A 21,485-nucleotide genomic window follows, 5' to 3' on the forward strand; every position below is an offset into this window, starting at 1 on the left:
TGGGGGTTTATGGCGTGCGCCGTAATGGTGCTGTCGGTCCCGCGGGGGGGGGGGGCCGCGGCCGTGCTGGGGGGTTGCGGGGCCCCGCCCGCGCACCGCCGGGCGGGAGCGCGGCGGGCGCGGGAGGTGGCTCGGCCGGCCGTCCGTGCCGGTGCGCCCTGCGCCGACGGGCGCGCGGGCCCGGGACCCCTTCGCCGGCGGTGTCCGCGCCCGGGTGCCGCTCTCCCCCACCCGAACGAGCCGGACCCCGACACGCGTGGCCCGAAGCCGTGCCCCGGGTGGCCGCGTCCGGCCGCGAGCGTCCGGGACGGAGCTCTCAGGACGCGCGCTTCCTGGCGGCGGTCTTCTTCGCCGCCGTCTTCTTGGCCGAGGACTTCGAGGACGCCGTCCTCGACTTGGCCGCGGCCGTCCTCTTCGCCGCCGTCTTCTTCGACGCCGGACCGGCCGCCGTCTTCTTCGCCGCAGCCTCCTTCGCCGCGGCCTTCTTCGGCGCCGCCTGCTTCGACGCGGCCTTCTTGCGCGGCTGCAGCTCCGTGACCGGCGCGGAGACCTCCGCGGCCTCGTCACCGCGGGCCTCCTTCGCCGCGCGCACGCTGCTCTCCAGTGCGGCCATCAGGTCGATGACCTTGCCGCCGCCCGCCGGAGCGGGCTGGGGCTCCAGTTCGACGCCCTCCGCCTTCGCGGCGATCAGCTCCTCCACCGCCTGCCGGTAGTCGTCGTGCAGCGAGTCGAGGTCGACGTCGCCGAGCGTGTCCATCAGCGCGTCCGCCAGGTCGAGTTCCGCGTCGCGGATCGTGACGTCCGTGTCGGGCGCGACCCCCTCCGGCCGGCGGACCTCGTCGGGCCAGAGCAGGCCGTGCATCGCGATCACGTCGTCGACGACCCGGAGCATGCCCAGCCGCTCCCTCCCCCGGAGTGCGAACTTTGCCAGTCCGACCTTCTTGCTCCGTTTGAGGGCCTCCCGCAGCAGGGTGTACGGCTTGGCCGCGGGCACGCCGTTCGCCGCGAGGTAGTACGCGCCGTCGATCTGGAGCGGATCGATCTCCGAGGCCGGGACGAAGGCGACGATGTCGATCGTCTTCGTGGTCGGCAGCGGCAGCGAGGCGAGGTCCTCGTCGGTGATGGGGATCATCGTCCCGTCCGCGTCCTCGTACGCCTTCCCGATCTCCGCCTGCGGCACTTCCTGGTCGTCCAGCTCACAGACCTTGCGGTACCGGATGCGCCCGCCGTCCTGGGTGTGGATCTGGCGGAAGGAGACCGAGCGGCTCTCCGTGGCGTTCACGAGCTTGATCGGAATGCTGACCAGCCCGAAGGAGATCGCGCCGTTCCAGATGGATCGCACGTTTCATCCCTTTCATCCGACATATAGGGATTCATGGGATTCTCATCGTATGACGCCCATCACCGAGGTGGAGGGGCGGCGTCTGGCCCTCAGCAATCTGGAGAAGGTGCTCCATCCGGCCACCGGGACCACCAAGGGCGAGGTGCTGCACTACTACGCCACGATCGCGGACGCGATCCTCACTCATCTGCGGGACCGGCCGCTGTCCTTCCTCCGCTATCCCGACGGCCCGGACGGCCAGTTGTTCTTCACCAAGAACCCGCCACCCGGCACCCCCGACTGGGTGGAGGTCACCGAGGTGCCGCGCTCCTCCCGCGATACAGGCGAGCAGGTCGTCGTCCGGGACCTGCCGTCCCTGATGTGGGCGGCCAACCTGGTCGTGGAGTTCCACACGCCCCAGTGGAAGGCGGACCGGCCCGCCTGGGCCGACCGGATGGTCCTGGACCTCGACCCCGGGGCTCCCGCCACCGTCGTGGAGTGCTGCGACGTGGCGCTGTGGCTGCGGGAACGGCTGGCCGCCGACGGCCTGGACGCGTACGCCAAGACCTCCGGCTCCAAGGGCCTGCACCTTCTGGTGCCGCTGGAGCCGACCCCGTCCGGCCAGGTCTCCGCGTACGCCAAGGGCCTGGCCGTGGAGGCGGAGGCGGAGCTCGGGGAACTGGTCGTGCACCGGATGGCGCGCGCCCTGCGGCCGGGCAAGGTCTTCGTCGACCACAGCCAGAACGCCGCGGCCAAGACCACCGCCACGCCCTACACCCTGCGCGCCCGCACCGAGCCGACCGTGTCCGCGCCCGTCACCTGGGACGAGGTCGAGGGCTGCGGGTCGCCCGACGACCTGGTCCTCCGTCTGGGCGACATCCCGGCGAGGCTCGACCGGTACGGGGACCTGCTCGCACCCCTGGCCGACCCCGCCGCGGCGGGCGCACTGCCATGACCGCCGCCCGGGGGGCACTGCGGCCCCCGATGAAGCCCGCGCTCGCCGAGCCGGTGGCCACGCTGCCGCGCGGTGAGGAGCTGGCGTACGAGCCGAAGTTCGACGGCCACCGGATGCTGATCTTCAAGATCGACGGCACGGCCGTGCTCCAGGCCCGCTCGGGACGCATCGTGACCGCCGCCTTCCCCGATCTCGCGACGGCCGCGCTCGCCCTGCCGGACGGGACCGTCCTCGACGGCGAGGTGGTCGTCTGGAGCGGGGGCCGGATCGACTTCGCCGCCGTGCAGCGCCGGGCGGCCGCCACCGCGGCGCGGGCCGGGCTACTCGCCCGCCGGATGCCCGCCTCCTACGCCGCGTTCGACCTCCTCGGGGAGGCCGGCGAGGATCTGCGCTCCGCTCCCTACGAGCGGCGCAGGCAGCGGCTGACCGCTCTGCTCGCCCCCCTCGGGCCACCCCTCCAGCCGGTGCCGATGACCACGGACCCCGAGGTCGCCGCGGCCTGGTTCGAGACGCTGCCGGCGGCGGGGATCGAAGGGCTGGTGGTGAAGCACCTGGGTCGGCCGTACCGGGCCGGTGCCCGCGACTGGCGCAAGCTCCGCCACACGGAGGTGCACGACGCGGCGGTGACCGGCTTCACCGGCCCCCCGGCCCGCCCGGCCGCACTGGTCCTGGTGCTCCCCGACGACGACACCCCGGTGGTGTCCAGCCCGCTGCCCCCGGCCCTGCGCTCCCACGCGGGACGACTGCTCGCGGGGCGTGCGGCGGAGCAAGGGGAGGGGGAGCCCCGAACGGCGACGGCGATCGGTATCGGCGAGGTGCCGTACCGCGCGGTGGAGCCCGGGCTGGTGGCCGAGGTCGAGCGGGGCACCACCCGGCACACCGTCGTCACGGTCCACCGGCTCCGGGACGATCTCATTAATCAAGTTTGACTAAAGGCGCCACCGGGGATACCGTATCCACTAGTCAAGCTTGACTAGCCTGTCGTCCCTGCGCGAAGGAGCGTGTGTGCCCCAGCTTCCCGACACCGGTTATCTCCCGACCCCCGACGAACTCGCCGCGATCCGGGCGTGGTTCACCGAGTACGACGCGGCGGCAGCACGTCGCGACATCGAGCGGATGGCGGACATGGCCGTCTTCCCGCTCAATCTGGTCAGCGACGACTCCTCGGGCAGCGGTGCCTCCGCCCAGTGGGACCGCGAGCAGTTCGTCCGGACCATGACCCGGGTCATGGGGGACGGATCGGAGGACATCGCCTTCGAGTCGGTGCGCACGCCCGTCTTCCTCGGCCCGGCGATGGTGGTCGTCTTCACCGACTCCGCCATGACCGCGGGGGGCACGACCCAGCAGCTGCGGTACGCGGACGTCCTGATCAAGCGGGACGGACGGTGGGCCTTCCAGACCATGCTGCAGAGCGGCTGGGGTGACAACCTGCGCTGAGCCGTCACGCACGCACCGCACGGCCGCACCCGCAGCCGCATCACCGGCTGGGGGTGCGCTCGTGCGGCCGGGTGCGGACGGGGCGCACTCCTCTCACCCGCGCGCGGCCGCGGGCCCCACGCGCCCCGGAGTTCGGCACCCGCCGGGCTGCCGGCAGAAGGACGAGGGGGCGTGAACGCCCGTACGCACCCTTCGGTGTGACGCGCGGTCCGATCGTCCCGCCGGCACCACACCCACCCGCGCCCCGCCCCACTCCACCGGCCACCCGCCCGCTCACCTCGCCGGTCACCGTCGACCGGCGATGCCCGGCGGGTCCGACCCTCCCCGCTGCCCGTCCGACGAACGTGTTCATCCGGCTCACTTGCGCGGGGTGGGTTACCGCCGTCCTGGTGCACACTCTCCCCAGGCATCCGGCTCACGGAAGGGAACGGCGTGTTCACGGGGATGGACGAGGTCGACTGGGCCTCGATGGGGCATGCGTACGGTCCGGCTGACGACGTACCGGGACTGCTGAGGGCGCTCGCCTCCGCGGATCCGGCCGAGCGGGAGACCGCGCTCGACGGGATGTACACCGCGGTGCACCACCAGGGCGACGTGTACGACTCCACGCTGGCCTGTATCCCCTTCCTCCTGGAACTCGTCGCCAGCCCCGAGGTGCAGGACCGCGGCGCCATCGTGGAGTTGCTGACCAGCATCGGCGGCATCGACCTCGACGACGACGAACTCGACCCGGAGGACGAGGAGTTCGAGGACGCGGCGAACTACGCGATGGCCGCCGCCGCGGTGGCCGCGGGGGCCGACGTCTTCGTCGGGCTGCTGGGCGACCCGGACGCCGGGGTCCGGCTCGCGGCGCCGTGCGCCCTCGCGATGCTCCACGGCGACCCGGCACGGGTGCTGGCCCTCCTGAGGGACCGGCTGGAAGGGGAACGGGACACCGAGGTACGGCTCGCGCTCGTCGAGGCCGTCGGGCGGATCGCGCTGCGCCACGAGGCGCTGCGGGCCGAGTCGGTGAACTGGCTGACCACACTGCTCACCCCGGGCCGGCCGCCCGGATTGCGGCTGTCCGCGCTGACCCAGCTGGCACGCTGCGCGCCCGGCCTCCTGCCCGACGACGTGGCGTCGACGGCGACCGCGCTGCTGCGGGCCACGGACGAGGCCGCGGCAGGCTCCGGCGCCGGGGCGCGGGCCGGATCCGGGGCGGAGGCGGCGGGGGGTGCCGGCGGGCCGGGCGCGCCCTGGGCGGACGACCTGCTGCGGACGCTCCACTCCGCGCTCGGTGACCGCGTCGACGACCGGATCGCGCTGCTCACCGGCCAGCTGACCAGCGCCGATCCCGACCAGCGCACGGACGCCGTGTGGATGTGCCACGGGCTGATCCGGGCCTGGCGCGGGCCGTACGACGAAGTGGTACGGCTCGTCGGCGCGCAGCTCGACGACCCGGATCCGCTGTTGCACGGCGCGGCGGCCAGCCTCCTGGAGAGCCTCTTCGGGCTGGCGCTGCCCGCGGCCGACGCGCTCGCGGAGCGGGTGAGGTCCACCGGCGCGGAACGGCCGGCGGACCGCCGCGCCCTCGTCGCCCTCGCCCGGCTCGGTGACGCGCGCGCCGTCCCGGCGCTCGCCCGCGCACTGGAACAGCCGGATCCGCCGCGCGACGCGGCGTTCGCCGTGCCGTACCTCGGCGCACGGGCCGCGCCTCTCGTGCCGGTACTGCGGCGACGGCTCGGCGAGGTGGCCCTGGACGAGCAGCTCTACGACCGGGCGGCACCACTGCTGACCGGACTCGCCGGTGTGCGGGCGGCCGAGGCGCTGCCCGAGGTGCTGCGGGTGCTGCGCGGCGCGCCGGCGCGGGGCGGCGAGTGGGTGACCGAGGCGGCACTGCGGGCCCTCACGGCCTTCGGGACCGCCGCCCTTCCGGCCGCGCCGGAGCTCCGCGCACTGCTCGGCGGCGCGTCCTCGCCCCCGTCGTCGTCCGTCGTCGCGGCCGCGGCGCGGGCGCTGTGGGCGGCGACGGGGGACGCGGCCGCGGTACTGCCGGTGCTCCGCGAGCTGCTCACGGCGGACGGTCCGGACGAGCGACGCGCCGCCGCCGCGGCGCTCGGCGCGGTCGGCCGCCCGGCGGCCGACGCGGCGCCCGCGCTCAGGGCCCTGCTCGCCTCGCCGGAACGCTGGCTCCGGATGGACGCGGCGATCGCGCTGTGGCGGGTCACCGGCGAGGCCCGGGAATCCCTGCCGGTGCTGCGGACCGCATGGGAGGAGAACCGCTACGGGCGGGTCGAGATCGCCGAGTGCCTCGCCGAGATGGGGCCCTCGGCGGGGCCGGCCGCGCCCCTGCTGCGTGCGGAGCTCGCGCGGCCTCGGCGGCACAACGTGCTGGACGGGGGATCCGGGAGCCACGACATCGAGCAGGACGAACGCCTGCTCACCCTCTGCCGCGCGGCGCTGCGCCCTCGCGCGTGACGCCGCGCCCCGGCAGCCCCGCCGGTGGTGCCTGGCGCCGTACGTCTGTGCGGAGCTCCCGCGGCCGAGGTCCCGGCCCGTGTGGGGTTAGCCGTGATCGAGACCGCCGCCGGGGGCGGTGCGGGCTCCCGACCATCGCGGCCGGCCCCTGCGGCAAGGACGGCGGGGCCGGGCACGCGGCAGGTCCGGCGTACGGCGTCGCGGGCCTTGGGGCGCGTTTCGGAGGTCCTGAGCGGGCCCGGAGCGTCCGGCCCGGACGGACGCGTCACCCCAAAACAACCTGAGGCCACCCGCAAGGCGCAAAAAGGACTTCCGTACCCTGGGGGACGGCCGTATTCGAACCGACTTCTCCCAGGACTCCTGTTGCCACGCCGTCGCACCCCCCGCCCCGCGCTCGCCGCCGTCGCCGCAGCCACCGCGCTGCTGCTCGCCGGCTGCGACGACGCGGGCGGACTGGAGAGCGCCGGGGCGACGCCGACCGCCGTCGGACCGGTGCGGCTGTGGCCGGAACTGCCGGAGATATCGGCACCGCCGGTCGACTACGGCGAGAGCGACACCGAACACGTCCCCGGAATCGCCGTTCCCGGCGGTGACGTGCACGCCGTGGACCCGATCGCCGTCGTCCAGGCGGAGGTGGCCGCCCACCCGGGCCGGGTCAGCGGCCCCGAGGGGCTCTACGAGCAGACGGCTCGGCAGATCCGCGAGTGCCGGACGAAGCCGTCGAAGTGCCCGGTGCTGAAGCCGTACTACCGCGATCTCACCGGCGACGGGAAGGACGAGCTGATCGTCGGCATCTCGATGCCCGAGCAGCAGACGGCGATCCGGGTGTACATGCCGGAGAAGGGCGGGCTGACGCGCATCATGTCCGACGCGGAGGCGATCGTCGGCGTCGAGCTCGCCGGCCGGGACCTGATCCTGCGGGCCGTGTCCGCGGGCATTCCCGGCTACGAGTACCGCACGGCATGGTCCTGGGACGAGCAGCAGCGGGCGATGCTCCCCGCGCGCGACGAGATCGTCCGGATCAAGCCGCCCCGGCCCGCGACCGAGTCGTCGGCGGACGCACGATGACCGACACCACGCCGGTCCGCCGCGGACGGCCGCGGCGCCGCCCGAGGCTGCGCAGGCCCGCCTGGACCGCCACGCTCACCTGGAAGGCCGCAGTCTTCATCACGGTGATGTGCTGCGCGCTGGCGGCTCTGCTCGGTGCGCTGGTGCATGTGTCGGTGACCCGCCAGACCGTCGACCAGGCGCGCGAGAAGGCGCTGTCGAGGCTGGAGGACGTGACCGAGGCGTACGAGGCGGGCGAGCCGATGGGGCGGTACGGCGCCCTCGACCCGCAGGGACTGCCGTCCGGACTGCGGGCGCTGGCGCTGCGCGGGCAGCGCGGCACCGTGGTCTCGAACGTCGACGGCCGGCCGACGATGTGGGCCGCGGGCCCGGCGGACGGCCGTGCCCTGGCGGTGCGGATCGACTACACGCTGAGCGCCCAGACCATCATGGGCCTCGACCGGGCCATCGTCGGCTCCTCCGCGCTGGCCATCGGCGTGACACTGCTGGCGGGAGCCTTCTCGGTGACCCGGGTGACCCGCCGGCTGCATCTGACCGCACAGGTGGCGCGGCGGATCAGCACGGGTGATCTCGACGCGCGCGTCAACGACCCCCGTACGAGGGACCCCGCGCGCTGCGAGGACGAGGTGGCCACGGTCTCCGGCGCGCTGGACGCCATGGCATCCACCCTCCAGGGCAAGCTGCTGAGCGAACAGCGCTTCACCGCCGACGTGGCACACGAGCTGCGCACCCCCCTGACCGGCCTGTCCGCCGCGGCCGAGCTGCTGCCGCCTGGGCGCCCGTCGGAGCTGGTGCAGGACCGGGTGCGCAGGATGCGGGCGCTGACGGAGGACCTGCTGGAGATATCGCGGCTCGACGCCGGCCGGGAGAAGGTCGACCTCGACATCCACGAACTGGCGCCGCTGACCGAGCGGGTGGTGCGGATGGCGCGCTCCACCGGCTCGGAGACGGATCTGCTGGTCGTCCGCGGCGCGAGAGTCGAGACGGACAAGCGGCGGCTGGAACGGGTGCTCGGCAACCTGATCACCAACGCCCACAAGCACGGCGCGGGACCGGTGGTGGTGACCGTGGACGGGCCGGTGGTGTCGGTCCGGGACCACGGCACGGGATATCCGGAGTACCTGCTGGAGCACGGGCCGCAGCGGTTCCGTACCGAGTCGGGCGGCAAGGGCCACGGTCTCGGTCTGACGATCGCGGTGGGGCAGGCGGCGGTGACGGGGGCGCGGCTGGAGTTCCTGAACGCTCCGGGGGGCGGGGCGCTCGCCCGGCTGACGCTGCCCGAGTACGTGCATCTGGCCGGCCATCCGGACGCCGGGTCGCGGGCCGCGCCCGACACGGACGGCGAATCCCCGGCGGTGCCCGGCACGGACGCCGCCCCGGGCATCGACATGCAGCACTCGAAGTCCATGGATAAGCGGACATAAGACCCCTGCTTGCTACGTTGCGTCGCATGACCGCAACGGCAGCGGAGGCTCCCCCGCCCGAACGACCCCGTCCGGCGCGACGGCGGGGCGTCGAGCTCTCGCTCCTCGTGTGCGCCGTCCTCATCTCCGTCCACGGCTACGCCGAGGTGGGCCTGGCCAGGAGCGGAGCCGTTCCGCCGGACGCCCTCGCCTACGGTGCGGGGCTCGGTCTGCTCGCGCTGCTCGCCCACCTCGCCGTGCGACTGCGGGCGCCCTACGCGGACCCGCTGCTGCTGCCGATCGCGGTCCTGCTCAACGGGGTCGGACTCGTCCTCATCTACCGCCTCGACCTGGAGACCCCGGCCGACCGCGCCGCCCCGGCCCAGCTGATCTGGTCCACCCTGGGCGTCGCGCTGTTCATCGCGGTCGTCGTACTGCTGCGGGACCACCGCGTGCTGCAGCGCTACGCGTACCTCTCCGTCGTCACCGCGCTCGCCCTGATGATCGTGCCGATTCTCTTCCCCGCGGTGAACGGCGCCCGGATCTGGATCCGGATCGAAGGTCTCTCGTTCCAGCCGGGCGAGTTCGCCAAGATCCTGCTGGCGGTGTTCTTCGCGGCGTACCTGGCCGCGAACCGCCATGCACTCGCCCACACGGGCCGCCGGATCGGGCCCGTGCGACTGCCCGCCGGCCGGGTGCTCGGTCCGGTCGTGGCCATCTGGTTGATCAGTGTGGTCGTACTGGTGCTGGAGCGCGACCTCGGCACCTCGCTGCTGTTCTTCGGGCTCTTCGTGGTCATGCTCTACGTCGCCACCGGCCGGACCGGCTGGATCGTGGTGGGGCTGCTGCTCGCGGGCGTCGGGGCGTTCGCCGTCGGCACCCTGGAGCCGCACGTGCACAGCCGGGTCGAGTCCTGGATCGATCCGTACGCGTCCATCGCGGCGGGCGACGGGCCGAGTCAGCTCGCCCAGTCGCTGTTCGCCTTCGCCTCGGGAGGGGTCCTGGGCACCGGTCTCGGCGCGGGGCACTCGATCCTGATCGGCTTCGCCGCCAAGTCCGACTTCATCCTGGCGACGGCCGGCGAGGAACTGGGGCTGGCCGGGCTGACGGCCCTCTTCCTGCTCTACACGCTGCTGGTGGCGCGGGGCTACCGCGCCGGGCTCGACCTGCGCGACCCCTTCGGCAAACTCCTCGCCGTGGGCCTCGCCGCGATCGTCGCCGTACAGGTCTTCGTCATCGCGGGCGGGGTGACGGGCCTCATCCCGCTGACCGGTATGGCCATGCCGTTCCTGGCACAGGGAGGTTCGTCCGTCGTCACCAACTGGATGATCGTGGCGCTGCTGATCCGGCTGAGCGACTCGGCCCGTGAGCCGCACCCGGAGCCGGTGGAGGCCGGGGTGATCGCAGCCACCGCGGCCCCGGCGGGTCCGCCGGGGCCGCCTGGGCCGGAGTGTTCGGCAGGAACAGAGGCGGAGGCGGCGGGGGCGGCGGAGGCGACGGCACGGACGGATCCGCCGGAACCTGCCGCGGAGGGCGCGCGATGACGCGGTACATCCGGCGCGCGGCGGCGCTGAGCCTGTTCCTGCTCGCCGCGCTGTTCGTGAACGCCGTGCGCGTCCAGGTGCTGCAGGCCGACGGCCTCAACGGCAGCCCCGCGAACCGCCGCCCGGCCATCGCGCGCTACGACGAACCGCGCGGGAACATCGTCGTCGGCGGCCGGCCGGTCACGGGTTCGAAGGACACCGGCGAGCAACTGCGCTACGAACGCACCTATCTGGACGGCCCCCTGTACGCGCCGGTCACCGGCTACTCCTCGCAGACGTACGGCACTACCCTGCTCGAGCACGCGGAGGACGGGGTGCTGTCCGGCACCGACCCGATGCTGGCCCCGCTGCCGTTCTGGAACGAGTTCACCCGCTCCGAGCGGCCCGGTGGCAAGGTCCTCACCACCATCCGTCCCACCATGCAGCAGGCCGCGTACCGGGGGCTCGACGGCAGGCGCGGGGCGGTCGCGGCGATCGAGCCGTCGACGGGGAGGATCCTGGCGCTGGTCAGCAGCCCCTCGTACGACCCCGGGCTGCTGTCCGGCAACAGCGCCGAGGTCACCGCGGCGTGGCGGCGGCTCAACGGGGCGGAGAGCCATCCGATGCTCAACCGGGCCATCCGGCAGACGTATCCGCCCGGCTCCACGTTCAAGATCGTGACGGCCGCGGCGGCGCTGGAGGCGCGGGTGGTCACGGACTCGGACGCCCCCACGGACACACCCGACCCGTTCGTCATCCCCGGCACCAGGACGACGCTGCCCAACCCAGTGCCGGGCTGCCGCAAGGCGTCCCTGGTGTACGCGATCAAGTGGTCGTGCAACACGGTGATGGCCAACCTGGGCGCGAAGGTGGGGCTGAAGGGGATGCTGGAGGCGGCGGGCCGCTTCGGCTTCAACGACGATTCGCTGCGGATCCCGTCCGGCGTGGCGGCGTCCAACTTCGACCGCCGCATGAGCGTCGACCAGCTGGCGCTCTCGTCCATCGGCCAGTTCGACACCACGGCCACACCCCTGCAGATGGCGCTGGTGGCCGCGGCCGTCGCCAACGGCGGCGAACTGGCCCACCCGTACCTGGTGGAGCGCACGACCACCTGGGACGGGGACACGGTCAGGGAGACACCGCGCCGGTCCTACCGTCGCGCGATGTTCCCGGCGACCGCGCTGGAACTGCGGCGGATGATGGTCGAGGCGGCGGAGCGGGGCACGGGGACCCGGGCCCTCATCGACGGGGTGACCGTGGGCGGCAAGACCGGCACGGCGCAGCACGGCGTCGGCAACGCGGGTACGCCGTACGCCTGGTTCATCGCCTGGGCGCAGCACCCTGACGCGCCGCGGCCCGCCGTGGCGGTCGCGGTGGTCGTCGAGGACCCGGAGGCCGCGGGCGGCGAGATCAGCGGCGGCGGCGACGCGGCACCGATCGCGCGGGCGGTGATGGTCGAGGCGCTGAAGGCGGCGAAGCCCTGAGCGACGGGCCCGGCGGCCCTGACCGGTGCGGGGCCGCTCAGGCGCGGGGCCCCCGTTGGTTGATCGCGGTCAGGTCGATCTCGATGGGAAAAGGACGATCGACCTTGAGTGTCTGGTAGAAGATGTCGACCGGCACATACGCCGCGGTGGCCGGGTCGAGTTCGTACACGTACACCACGGGCAGTCCGTCGCTCTGCTCGACGCGCCAGGAATGCGGAACGCGGGCCTGGGCGTACTTGCGGGGCTTGACCTCACGATCGCGCTCCAGCGAGTCGGCCGAGCCGACCTCGACGGCGAGGACGACGTCCTCGGGCGTGAACCACGTCTGGCCGGGACCGCTGTCCGCCTCGACCGGAACCACGAGGACATCCGGCTCCGGCCGGTTCCGCCGGTCCAGTTTGATCGTCATCTCCCGGAGGGCCTCCAGGTGGTCCGGTGCCTGGTCCATGAGCGCGTTCTCCAGAAGACGCACGGCGCGCGAATGGAATCGGGTCCGCGGACTCAGGGAGACGAGGCTCCCGTCGATCAACTCCGTGTGCGGAGGAAGGTCGGGAAGCCTGTCCAGGTCGTCCGCCGTCCAGCCGTCCGCCGGCGGGCGGGCCCACTCGTACTGGTCGTCCAGCCCGTACTCGCGTGCGGCGCTCATGATCGCTCCCATGCGGCGGAGTCCGCCTGGTACGACCGGCGTGCCCAGGCGGTTTCCCGGAGCATCGTCCGAGCGGGTGATCGACGGCCGTGGCACGAGCGGCCGCGCTCAGTCCGCCCCGTCCGCGATCGCCCCCTCCACCTCGGCCACCCGCTCCGCCTCCTCCGCCGCGAAGCGCTCCCGGTCCAGGCGCTCCGCGAGCTCCTCGTCCTGGGTCATCAGCAGATCGAGGTTGGAGTCGCCGAGTTCGAAGACGCCCATGTCGACGTACGCCTTCTGGAGCCGTTCGCCCCAGAGACCGATGTCCTTGACGCAGGGCACGATCCGGCTGAAGAGCAGCTTGCGGAAGAGGTGCAGGAACTCGGACTGCTCGGTGTACTCCTCGGCCTCCCGGCGCGGGATGCCGAAGTCCTCCAGGACCTCCAGCCCGCGGATCCGGTCCCGCATGAGGTAGCAGCCCTCGATGACGAACTCCTCGCGCTCGCGCAGCTCCGCGTCCGTGAGCTGCTTGTAGTAGTCGCGCAGAGCCATGCGCCCGAAGGCGACGTGCCGGGCCTCGTCCTGCATCACATAGGCGAGGATCTGCTGGGGAAGCGGCTTGTCGGTGGTGTCGCGGATCATGCCGAACGCGGCGAGCGCCAGGCCCTCGATGAGCACCTGCATGCCGAGGTACGGCATGTCCCAGCGGGAGTCGCGGAGGGTGTCGCCGAGCAGGCCCTGGAGGTTGTCGTTGATCGGGTACAGCATCCCGATCTTCTCGTGGAGGAAGCGGCCGTAGATCTCGGCGTGCCGGGCCTCGTCCATGACCTGCGTGGCCGAGTAGAACTTGGCGTCGAGGTCGGGAACGGACTCGACGATCCGCGCCGCGCACACCATCGCGCCCTGCTCGCCGTGCAGGAACTGGCTGAACTGCCAGGAGGAGTAGTGCCGGCGCAGATCGCCCTTGTCCTTCTCGGTCATCCTGGCCCAGTGGCGCGTTCCGTAGAGGCTGAGGGCCTCGTCGGGGGTGCCGAGGGGGTCGTAGGGGTCGACCTCGAGATCCCAGTCGATGCGCTTGGCGCCGTCCCACTGCTTGTCCTTGCCCTTCTGGTAGAGGGCGAGCAGTCGGTCTCGGCCGGAGCCGTACTCCCAGCTGAAGCGGGCGGCACCGGTGGCCGGGACGGACCAGACGGGTTGCTGGGGCGGGCTGGTGTAGTGGTCATACGTCGACACGAAAGGCTCCCTCGCCTCGCACTGACGAACTGACGGTCTGTCGGCAGACTCACACGTTGGTAGACGAGCAGTCAACAAGTCCCGCGCAGGGGATTGACGGGCTTACTGACACGCAGTCTCATAATTGCCATGACGACTGTGACCGAACGCGATCTCACGCTCCTCCGCGACGCCCTCGGGCCCCTGCGGGACCGCGAACAGGTCGCCGCGCGCCTGCTCGAGTCCTCGGCCAAGCACTCCTTCGACCCCGATGAGGAGCTCGACTGGGACGCCCCGATCGAGGAGGGCAAGTGGTTCTGGCCGCCGGAGCTGGTGTCCCTCTACGACACCCCGCTGTGGCGGCGGATGCCGGAGGAGCAGCGGATGGACCTGGCCCGGCACGAGGCGGCGTCCCTCGCCTCGCTCGGCATCTGGTTCGAGATCATCCTGATGCAACTGCTGGTGCGGCACATCTACGACAAGCCCGTGACCAGCAATCACGTGCGCTACGCCCTCACCGAGATAGCGGACGAGTGCCGCCACTCGATGATGTTCGCGAAGATGATCCAGAAGGGCGGGGCCCCCGCCTACCCGGTACCGCGGGTCTACCACAACCTCGCCCGCGTCCTGAAGACCGTCTCCACGACCCCGGGCTCCTTCGCGGCCACGCTGCTCGGCGAGGAGATCCTCGACTGGATGCAGCGCCTGACCTTCCCGGACGAGCGCGTCCAGACCCTGGTCCGCGGAGTGACGCGGATCCATGTGGTGGAGGAGGCGCGGCACGTGCGGTACGCGCGTGAGGAACTGCGCCGCCAGATGGTGACCGCGCCGCGCTGGGAGCAGGAGTTCACCCGGCTCAGCTGCGGCGAGGCGGCCCGGGTCTTCTCCGTGTGCTTCATCAACCCCGAGGTCTACGAGAACGTCGGCCTGGACCGCCGCGAGGCCGTCGCCCAGGTGAAGGCGAGCGGACACCGCCGCGAGGTGATGCAGTCCGGCGCCAGGCGGCTCACCGACTTCCTCGACGACATCGGCGTCCTCCGGGGTCCGGGCCGCCGGCTGTGGAAGAGCTCGGGTCTCCTCGCCTGAGGGCGGCCGGGGAGCGGGGCGGGGCGGGTTGTGCCCCCGGCGCACGCTCCCTCGCCCGGGACCGGCACGCCCGTCCGGCGCAAGCGGCCCTCCCCGGCCACACCCGTCCGGACTCCGGCCACCGGTCCGGACGGCACCCCGGCTCCGGGAACCGGCGGTTAGGCTGCCCGTATGACCTCCAGTGCTCCCGCGACGCGCGCGTACCGGCGCCTGAGTGTGGAGGAGCGGCGCGGCCAGCTCCTCCGCGCCGCCCTCACGCTGTTCGCACACCGGGCGCCGGAGGACGTGTCGCTCGACGACGTGGCCGAGACCGCCGGGGTGTCCCGGCCGCTCGTGTACCGGTACTTCCCCGGCGGCAAGCAGCAGTTGTACGAGGCCGCGCTGCGCAGCTCCGCCGACGCGCTCGTGCTGTGCTTCGCGGAACCGCCCACCGGGCCGCCGACCGAACGGCTGGGCCGGGTACTGGACCGCTACCTCGACTTCGTCGACGAGCACGACACCGGGTTCAGCGCGCTGATGCGCGGCGGGAGCGTCGCCGAGACGTCCCGGACCAGCGCGATCGTGGACGAGGTGCGCCGCGCGGCCGCCGAGCAGATCCTGGTCCACCTCGGCGTACCGCAACCCGGCGCGCGCGTGCGCATGATGGTGCGCACCTGGATCGCCGCGGTGGAGGCGGCCTCGCTGATCTGGCTGGACGAGGACAAGCGCCCGTCCGCCGGGGAGCTCCGGGACTGGCTCGTCGACCATCTCGTCGCCCTGCTCGCGGCGACCGCGGCCACGGACGAGGAGACCGCGGGCGTCGTCCGGGAACTGCTCGCCCTGGAGACCCCGTCCGGCCCGGTGGGGACGCTCGCCCGGCGTGTACTGCCCCTCGCGGGCGGCGCGGGTCATTTGCTCTAGCGGGCCGCCCGCTCCAGTCGTCCCGGCCAGGCGGGGGTTGCCGGGAGCGTCGCGGAAGCCGGTGTCGCGTGGCGGAGGATCGCCCTCCTGAGGGGCTGCCCGGGTGGCCGCAACGCAGTGAGGCGCCGGGCGGGGCGTCGCGCGGCTGTGCACCCGGCACTGGTGTCCCGACCCCTCCTGCGCGGGTTCCCGACACGTCCGGCGCAGGTCCGGGACCGGTCCGGCACGGGGCCCGGGCCCCGCCCCGGAAGGGACGGGACGTCGCCCCTGCGCGAGACTGGACGGGTGAGAAGCGAGAACACCCCCTTCGTCGGCGGCCCGCTCGACGGGCGGGTCCTGCCCGTCCTGGTCGGTCCCACCGGCAACCCACCCCTCTGGTACGAGGTACCGGTGCCGGACGAGGACGGCGGCCCGCGCACCGTGCACGCCTACCGCCGGGTCGCCGCCGGGCACTCCAGGCGGCTCGGACTGCCGCGCGGCTGGAAGTACGAGTACGCCCCGGAAGGGCGGGAGCGCCGCAGGCTCAACTGGCCCTGGTCGAAGCCGAAGCGGGCCGAATAGGATCAACGGCGTTCGACGACCACGGGGGGAGCTTCGCCGATGGAGGCACTGCGGGAGGCGCTGCAGGACGGGGATCCACGCCGAATCGGCCCGTACACGACGCTGGCGCGGTGCCGCACGACCGCGATCGCCGTCCAGTACCTGGGGCGCGACGAGACGGCAGGCGGTGAACCGGTGGTCCTCTCCCTCGCCCGCCCGGAGCTCGCCGCGCTGCCGGTGTTCCGCTCGCGATTCTCGGCGGAGGCGCGCACGGCGGAGCGCCTGGCGGGAGGATGGGTCACCGCCCCCCTCGACGCGTCCACGGACGCCGAGCTGTGGACCGCATACGCGTACGAGCCCGCAGTGACACTCGACGAGGCGATCGTCCTCGCCGGGCCGCTCCCGGAGCGTGCCGTACGGACGCTGGGCGCGGCGCTCGCCGAGACCCTGTCCCGCGTCCACGCGACGGGCGCGGTGCTGCACGGTCTCACCCCGGAGACCGTCCTGCTGGCCTCCGACGGGCCCCGGCTGTCGGCCTTCGGAGCCCTGGGCGCGGCCGCGCACGCGGAGCCGGCCCCCGGCGGCGGGCTGTCCGTACGGCTGGGCTACCTCACCCCCGAGCAACTCGCCGGCGAGCCGCCCGGCACGGCCTCCGACATCTTCGTCCTCGGCCTCCTCCTCGCCTACGCCACCACCGGGACCACGCCGTTCCCGGACGGCCGGGCCATCGCCGACGCGGCACCCGAACTGGGCGGCGTTCCCGAAGGGTTGCGCGACGTGGTGGCGTCCTGCCTCGCCAAGTCCCCCGCCGACCGGCCGACCGCGGACAGCGCCGCGGCGACGCTCGCCCCGGAGGGCGCGGCCGCGCAGGCGAAGGAGGGCTGGCTGCCGGAGCCGGTGCTCACGGCCCTGGCCGGTCAGGCCGAGGCGGTGAACCGGCTCGCCCGGGGCGGCGCCGCGCCTCCCGAGCCGGACACAGCCGTCGAGCACGCGGTGCCGCCCGGCGACACGGAGGGCACGAGGGCTTCCCAGCGGGACCCCGGCACAAACGAGTGGGCGTCCGCCACGACACCCCACGGCACCACCGGCGCCGCGCCTCCCGAGCCGGACGCGGGCGGGAGCGGCCGCGCGCTGCCCGCCGCCCCGTCCGGCGACGCGACCGGCGCCAGCCCTGACTCGCAGGACTCCCCGGGCGCGGGGCCCGAAGACGACCGCGGCCGGAACAACCCGACCCTCTCCCCCGCCGATGTGCGCCGCGTCGGCAGCGTGACGGCGGCGCCGGCCGTCCCCCGTGGCCGGAGCGCCCCGGAGGATGCCGCGGCCGGCCGGGCGGGCTCGGTCGCGCCGGGTGCCTTGCCGGTCGGCGAGCCCCGTCCCGCGACCACCACCGTGCCGGATGCCCCATCGGCCCACGGCATCGAGCCGGTCGCCGCCGAGCGGAGTGCTCTCCCTGCACCGGCTCCTCCGGCACCGGGGGCGCATGCCGGATGGGCGCTCCGGCTCCCGGACACGGCGCCTGCCACGCCGGACGGCGGCGACGCTCCCAAGTCCGCCCTCACCGCGTCGGTGCTCGCGGCCAAGGCCGGCGCGGAGCGGCGGGCGCTGGTTCTCGGAGCCGCCGCGGGCGCCGTCGGGCTGCTGGTCGGGGGTGGCGTCGGCGCGGCACTCGCGGGCGGGGACGAGAAGGCCCCGGTCTCCCGGCCCGGGCCGGCGCCGGCGGCGAAACCGCTGCCCGGTGTGCCGCCGACGCCGCTGTGGGTGTACCGCCATGCGGGCGCCGGCTCGGCACAGGTCACCGCCTGGCGCGACCGGGTGCTGGTCGTGTCCGACGGCAAGGGCTGCACGGGTGTGGATCTGCGCACGGGCCGCCGGTTGTGGACCCAGCCCGCCGCCGCGAGCGCGGGACACCGGCCCGTGGTCGCGGGCGACGGCCTCTTCGTCGTCGGTGCGACGCACTTCCTCTGGCTGTCGCCGCAGGACGGCACGGTCCGCCATCGGATCGCGGCGCCCGCCCACGTCAGCACAGTGACGGCCACCGAGGGACCGGTGGTCTGGTTCACGGGCACGGCGGGCGCCGGGACGTTCCTCGTCGCCTACGACGCCGTCGCCCGGAAGGAGCTGTGGCGGGCCCAGGTCCCGAACGGCCGCGGCCGGAACGCCGTACCCCGGTACCAGGGCGTCGCGGTCCGTCCCGACGGGCTCCTCGTCCGGCAGGACGCCGGCTCGCTCACCCCGCAGCAGCAGAAGGCGAACAAGGGGCGCGGGCTGTTCGCCCTCTACGACAGAACCGCCGGCAAGCGCCTGTGGGGCAGGTACTTCGGCACCGTCCCCCAGAACGCACCCGTGTTCGGCGACCCCGCGGGCCGGCTGTTCGCACTGGTGGGGCCGGATCTGCACGCCTACGACACCCTCAGCGGCAGGCAACTGTGGCGGGCCGCCGGCGCGGCGGGCGAGGGGAACGCCCACGACGGCACCCTCTTCGTCCCGACGGTCGGGCACCGGCTGTTCGCACTCGACGCGGCGTCCGGCGCCACGCGGTGGACGCGGTCCACGGAGGCCGGCGGCGGGGGCGCCCGGCCGCGTGTGCTGCTGTCCGCGGGCGGGCGTACCGCGCTGGTGCTGGAGTCCACGCAGGTCACGGCGTTCTCCACGACCGACGGCACCCGGTTGTGGAAGTTCCAGGACGCGGGCGGCGCTGATCCGGTGACCGACTACCAGGGGGTGGTGGCCGGTGGCACCGCCGTCGTGTGGCGCGACCGGGCCTTCTACGGACTGCCCCTCGGTCGTTGAGGACCGGGCGGGGCGGCCAGCCGACACGCCGCGCTGCGGACGGGACCGCCCGCAGCGGGTGACGGTGTTGGTCCGGTCCGGCCACTCGGGCGGCCCTTGTACCGGCCGCGCCGCATCATCGCCGAGGAGTCCGTGGACAACCGGAGGTGATGAGGTGTCAGACAGCACGCTGCGAGCTCTCCGCGTGACGGCACTGGTCGCGGTGGCGGCGCTCGGTGCCACGGGACTCGGGCCGGCCCCACCCGGTCCGGCGGCCGCCGGACCGACGGCCGCCGGGGAAGCGTTCCCGGGAGGTGCGGCCGCGGCACCCGCCGCCGTACCGGAGCCGTCCTGGAGGCCGTCCGCACCGGGGCCGTCCGCGGGACCGGGTGCGGCACGGGACACGGGTCAGGACGACGAAGGCACGCAGCCCGGCGGCACCGCACCCCTGCCAGGGGCACCAGGGAACCCCGCCCGGGCACCTGGAGGACCGGCCGCGGTACCCGGAGAGCCCGCATCGGCACCGGGGAGGCCGGCGATCGGGCCGGTGGTCGGTGCGGTACCCGCAAGGGTCTCCCAGGCCCTCACCCGGCTGCAGGGTCTCTTCCGGCAGGCGGCGGAGGCGAGCGAGGCGTACAGCGCCTCCAGGGACATGCTCGTCGAACAGGCCGCCGAGACCAGACGGCTCAGCACCGCCCTGGCCGATGCGCGCGGCGCCCTCGCCCGCAGCCGGGACGAGGCGGGGAGGCTGGCACGCCGCCAGTACCAGGGCAGGACGGAACTGTCCCCGTACCTCCGGCTCCTGCTCGCCCGCGACCCCCGGAGCGCCCTGGAGCAGGGCCGTCTCCTGTCGCGCGCGGCGGACGGCAGTCGCGCGACGATCGCGCGGCTGGAGAGGCGAGCGCGCCGGGCGGACACCCTGGCTGCGGCCTCCCGACGGGCCTTCGACGAGCATCGCGCCCTAGCCGAGCGGCAGCGCGCACAACGGGACGCGCTGCGGGACCGCCTGAACGACGTGGAGGAGGTGCTGGCCTCGCTCTCGCCGGAGGAACTCTCCGTCCTGGCTGCACCGGACCGCCCGGCAACGACGCCCGCGCCGGTCACTGCGGCGCCGCCCGGTTCACCGAGCGCGTCCCGGCCCTACAGCGGAACGCCTTAGCCCACCACGGAGTCCGCACCTGGTGGCCGGCCGATCCGTCGGCACCGGCTCCGCCGTGCGGGGCGTGCTCGCGGGGAACCGCCGAGAGACGGACACGGGCCGCGGCGGACCGGGCACCGGCCCGACCCGGCCGGCGCCGAACCGGGCGCTCCGGCCCTCACGGCCGGAGCGCCACCGGCTCCGGAGAACCGCCGGGAGGCCATGGTGGCCCGCGGACGGGCTCCGCCCCGGTCCCGGGTGTCCGGGACCGGGGCGGAGCCGTCGGGCATCAGGCCGTCGCGCCGCCGACCGAGGCCAGGTACGCCGAGGTCTTCTCCGGGTCGAAGAAGAAGTTCTCGAAGTCCGACGGGTCGTTGAAGCCGTTCGCGAAGCGGTCGGCGACCGGCTGGAGCTGCCCCGCCGCGCCGATCAGGTCGAGTACGTGCTCCGGCGGGACGCCCAGCATCGCGTTGGTCCACTTGGTGACGTGCTGAGCCGTCTCCCAGTAGCGGTCGAACGTCGTCCGCATCCAGTCCTCGTCGAACGGCTCGTCGCCGCGCTCCACGATCGAGTCGAGGTAGGAAGCGGCGCACTTCGAGGCCGAGTTGGAGCCCTGGCCGGTGATCGGGTCGTTCGCGACGACGACGTCCGCGACGCCGAGCACCAGGCCGCCGCCGGGCAGCCGGCCGATCGGGTTGCGCACCGTCGGGGCGTAGCGGCCGGCCAGCGTGCCGTTGGCGTCCGTCAGTTCCACCTTCGTCGCGCGGGCGTACTCCCACGGCGTGTACTTCTCCATCAGCTCCAGCGTGAGGGAGAGGTGCTCGGCGGGGTCCTTCACGCCCTGGAAGACATCGAGCGGGCCGCCGGGGATGCCTTCCCAGAACAGGATGTCGGCCCGTCCTGAGAGGGTCAGTGTCGGCATGATGAACAGCTCGCCCACACCCGGGACCAGGTTGCAGCGGACCGCGTCGAACTCGGGGTGCTCGGGGCGCGGTCCGAGACCGTGGACGTAGGAGACGGCCAGGGCGCGCTGGGGCTCGCTGTACGGGGAGCGCGAGGCGTCGCGGCCGAACATGGAGACGAGTTCGCCCTTGCCCGCCGAGACGAGCACCAGGTCGTAGGTGCGGGCGAAGTAGTCGAGGTCGGAGACGGCCGCGCCGTGGATCACGAGCTGGCCGCCGCGCTGGGCGAAGGTCTCCATCCAGCCGGCCATCTTCAGCCGCTGGTCGACGGACTGGGCGTAGCCGTCGAGCTTGCCGACCCAGTCGATCAGCCGCTGGGACTCGGGACCGGCCACGGAGACTCCGAGACCCTCGATCCGCGGGGCCTGCGACTCCCAGAAGTTGATCTGCAGATCGCGCTCGTGCTGGAGCGCGGTGTGGAACATGCACTGCGTGGACATGACCCGGCCGGACCGGATCTCGTCCGCCGTGCGGTTGGACATCAGGGTCACTTCGTAGCCCTGGGACTGGAGGCCGAGGGCGAGCTGGAGTCCGGACTGACCGGCGCCGACTATGAGGATCTTCCGCATGGCGCGTCTCTTTCTGGACGTACGGGGATGGAGACG

General features: G+C 73.6%; 17 protein-coding genes. 13 read left to right on the forward strand and 4 right to left on the reverse strand.

Going from position 1 to position 21,485, the window contains the following annotated elements; translation table 11 throughout:
• Nucleotides 1-316: 316 nt before the first annotated feature.
• A complete protein-coding gene (locus AB0J10_RS30680) occupies nt 317-1,342 on the reverse strand; it encodes a Ku protein (RefSeq protein ID WP_363066186.1) in 1,026 nt (341 codons plus the stop codon).
• A gap of 49 nt (nt 1,343-1,391) precedes the next feature.
• Between AB0J10_RS30680 and ligD the strand changes: the two genes are divergently transcribed.
• The 8 genes from ligD (at nt 1,392) to AB0J10_RS30720 (ending at nt 11,648) form a co-directional block, all read left to right on the forward strand.
• Entirely contained in the window at nt 1,392-2,276 is an 885-nt protein-coding gene (gene ligD, locus AB0J10_RS30685; protein WP_363066188.1) for a non-homologous end-joining DNA ligase, read from the forward strand.
• 29 nt (nt 2,277-2,305) lie between these two features.
• Nucleotides 2,306-3,205, forward strand: a complete 900-nt coding sequence (locus AB0J10_RS30690; RefSeq protein ID WP_363066242.1) for an ATP-dependent DNA ligase — start codon at nt 2,306-2,308, stop codon at nt 3,203-3,205.
• A gap of 76 nt (nt 3,206-3,281) precedes the next feature.
• Nucleotides 3,282-3,713, forward strand: coding sequence for a nuclear transport factor 2 family protein (locus AB0J10_RS30695; protein ID WP_363066190.1), 432 nt, complete (start codon nt 3,282-3,284; stop codon nt 3,711-3,713).
• Between the two features lie 432 nt (nt 3,714-4,145).
• Nucleotides 4,146-6,170 (forward strand): HEAT repeat domain-containing protein, encoded by a 2,025-nt coding sequence (locus AB0J10_RS30700; RefSeq protein ID WP_363066192.1) that lies wholly within the window; start codon nt 4,146-4,148, stop codon nt 6,168-6,170.
• A 363-nt stretch (nt 6,171-6,533) separates the two neighbouring features.
• Entirely contained in the window at nt 6,534-7,238 is a 705-nt protein-coding gene (locus tag AB0J10_RS30705; RefSeq protein WP_363066194.1) for a hypothetical protein, read from the forward strand.
• Nucleotides 7,235-8,662 carry a HAMP domain-containing sensor histidine kinase gene (locus AB0J10_RS30710; protein WP_363066196.1) on the forward strand — a complete coding sequence of 476 codons (1,428 nt, stop codon included), beginning with the start codon at nt 7,235-7,237 and terminating at the stop codon, nt 8,660-8,662. The genes AB0J10_RS30705 and AB0J10_RS30710 overlap by 4 nt, the downstream gene beginning before the upstream one ends.
• Nucleotides 8,663-8,688: 26 nt before the next feature.
• Nucleotides 8,689-10,185 carry an FtsW/RodA/SpoVE family cell cycle protein gene (locus AB0J10_RS30715; protein WP_363066198.1) on the forward strand — a complete coding sequence of 499 codons (1,497 nt, stop codon included), beginning with the start codon at nt 8,689-8,691 and terminating at the stop codon, nt 10,183-10,185.
• Nucleotides 10,182-11,648 carry a penicillin-binding transpeptidase domain-containing protein gene (locus AB0J10_RS30720; protein ID WP_363066200.1) on the forward strand — a complete coding sequence of 489 codons (1,467 nt, stop codon included), beginning with the start codon at nt 10,182-10,184 and terminating at the stop codon, nt 11,646-11,648. Before AB0J10_RS30715 ends, AB0J10_RS30720 begins: the two co-directional genes overlap by 4 nt.
• 37 nt (nt 11,649-11,685) lie before the next feature.
• On the opposite strand, the gene AB0J10_RS30725 is transcribed toward AB0J10_RS30720, so the two are convergent.
• Both AB0J10_RS30725 and AB0J10_RS30730 read right to left on the reverse strand, forming a co-directional pair.
• Nucleotides 11,686-12,294 carry a Uma2 family endonuclease gene (locus AB0J10_RS30725; RefSeq protein ID WP_363066202.1) on the reverse strand — a complete coding sequence of 203 codons (609 nt, stop codon included), beginning with the start codon at nt 12,292-12,294 and terminating at the stop codon, nt 11,686-11,688.
• 108 nt (nt 12,295-12,402) lie between these two features.
• A complete protein-coding gene (locus AB0J10_RS30730) occupies nt 12,403-13,506 on the reverse strand; it encodes a ferritin-like domain-containing protein (RefSeq protein ID WP_363066204.1) in 1,104 nt (367 codons plus the stop codon).
• 129 nt (nt 13,507-13,635) lie between these two features.
• Here AB0J10_RS30730 and AB0J10_RS30735 point away from each other — a divergent pair, with 129 nt between their 5' ends.
• The 5 genes from AB0J10_RS30735 (at nt 13,636) to AB0J10_RS30755 (ending at nt 19,939) form a co-directional block, all read left to right on the forward strand.
• Nucleotides 13,636-14,571, forward strand: a complete 936-nt coding sequence (locus AB0J10_RS30735) for a diiron oxygenase (protein WP_363066206.1) — start codon at nt 13,636-13,638, stop codon at nt 14,569-14,571.
• A gap of 171 nt (nt 14,572-14,742) precedes the next feature.
• Entirely contained in the window at nt 14,743-15,471 is a 729-nt protein-coding gene (locus AB0J10_RS30740; RefSeq protein WP_363066208.1) for a helix-turn-helix domain-containing protein, read from the forward strand.
• A gap of 285 nt (nt 15,472-15,756) precedes the next feature.
• Entirely contained in the window at nt 15,757-16,032 is a 276-nt protein-coding gene (locus tag AB0J10_RS30745; protein ID WP_363066210.1) for a hypothetical protein, read from the forward strand.
• Between the two features lie 39 nt (nt 16,033-16,071).
• Nucleotides 16,072-18,801 (forward strand): PQQ-binding-like beta-propeller repeat protein, encoded by a 2,730-nt coding sequence (locus tag AB0J10_RS30750; protein ID WP_363066212.1) that lies wholly within the window; start codon nt 16,072-16,074, stop codon nt 18,799-18,801.
• A gap of 526 nt (nt 18,802-19,327) precedes the next feature.
• The gene (locus tag AB0J10_RS30755; RefSeq protein WP_363066214.1) at nt 19,328-19,939 is read left to right on the forward strand and encodes a hypothetical protein; all 612 of its coding nucleotides are present in this window, start codon (nt 19,328-19,330) and stop codon (nt 19,937-19,939) included.
• Nucleotides 19,940-20,207: 268 nt separating this feature from the next.
• Here AB0J10_RS30755 and AB0J10_RS30760 read toward each other — a convergent pair whose 3' ends face one another.
• Nucleotides 20,208-21,449, reverse strand: a complete 1,242-nt coding sequence (locus AB0J10_RS30760) for a styrene monooxygenase/indole monooxygenase family protein (RefSeq protein ID WP_363066216.1) — start codon at nt 21,447-21,449, stop codon at nt 20,208-20,210.
• Between the last annotated feature and the right edge of the window lie 36 nt (nt 21,450-21,485).

It is taken from the genome of Streptomyces sp. NPDC049887 (assembly GCF_040656535.1).
Lineage (GTDB): Bacteria > Actinomycetota > Actinomycetes > Streptomycetales > Streptomycetaceae > Streptomyces.

Bases quoted from the DNA above. Each gene is read 5' to 3' on its own strand.
- AB0J10_RS30715 (WP_363066198.1), top strand. From the start codon at position 8,689: ATGACCGCAACGGCAGCGGAGGCTCCCCCGCCCGAACGACCCCGTCCG.
- AB0J10_RS30690 (WP_363066242.1), top strand. From the start codon at position 2,306: ATGAAGCCCGCGCTCGCCGAGCCGGTGGCCACGCTGCCGCGCGGTGAG.
- AB0J10_RS30725 (WP_363066202.1), bottom strand. From the start codon at position 12,294: ATGAGCGCCGCACGCGAGTACGGGCTGGACGACCAGTACGAGTGGGCC.
- AB0J10_RS30735 (WP_363066206.1), top strand. From the start codon at position 13,636: ATGACGACTGTGACCGAACGCGATCTCACGCTCCTCCGCGACGCCCTC.
- AB0J10_RS30720 (WP_363066200.1), top strand. From the start codon at position 10,182: ATGACGCGGTACATCCGGCGCGCGGCGGCGCTGAGCCTGTTCCTGCTC.
- AB0J10_RS30710 (WP_363066196.1), top strand. From the start codon at position 7,235: ATGACCGACACCACGCCGGTCCGCCGCGGACGGCCGCGGCGCCGCCCG.
- AB0J10_RS30740 (WP_363066208.1), top strand. From the start codon at position 14,743: ATGACCTCCAGTGCTCCCGCGACGCGCGCGTACCGGCGCCTGAGTGTG.
- AB0J10_RS30750 (WP_363066212.1), top strand. From the start codon at position 16,072: ATGGAGGCACTGCGGGAGGCGCTGCAGGACGGGGATCCACGCCGAATC.
- ligD (WP_363066188.1), top strand. From the start codon at position 1,392: ATGACGCCCATCACCGAGGTGGAGGGGCGGCGTCTGGCCCTCAGCAAT.
- AB0J10_RS30760 (WP_363066216.1), bottom strand. From the start codon at position 21,449: ATGCGGAAGATCCTCATAGTCGGCGCCGGTCAGTCCGGACTCCAGCTC.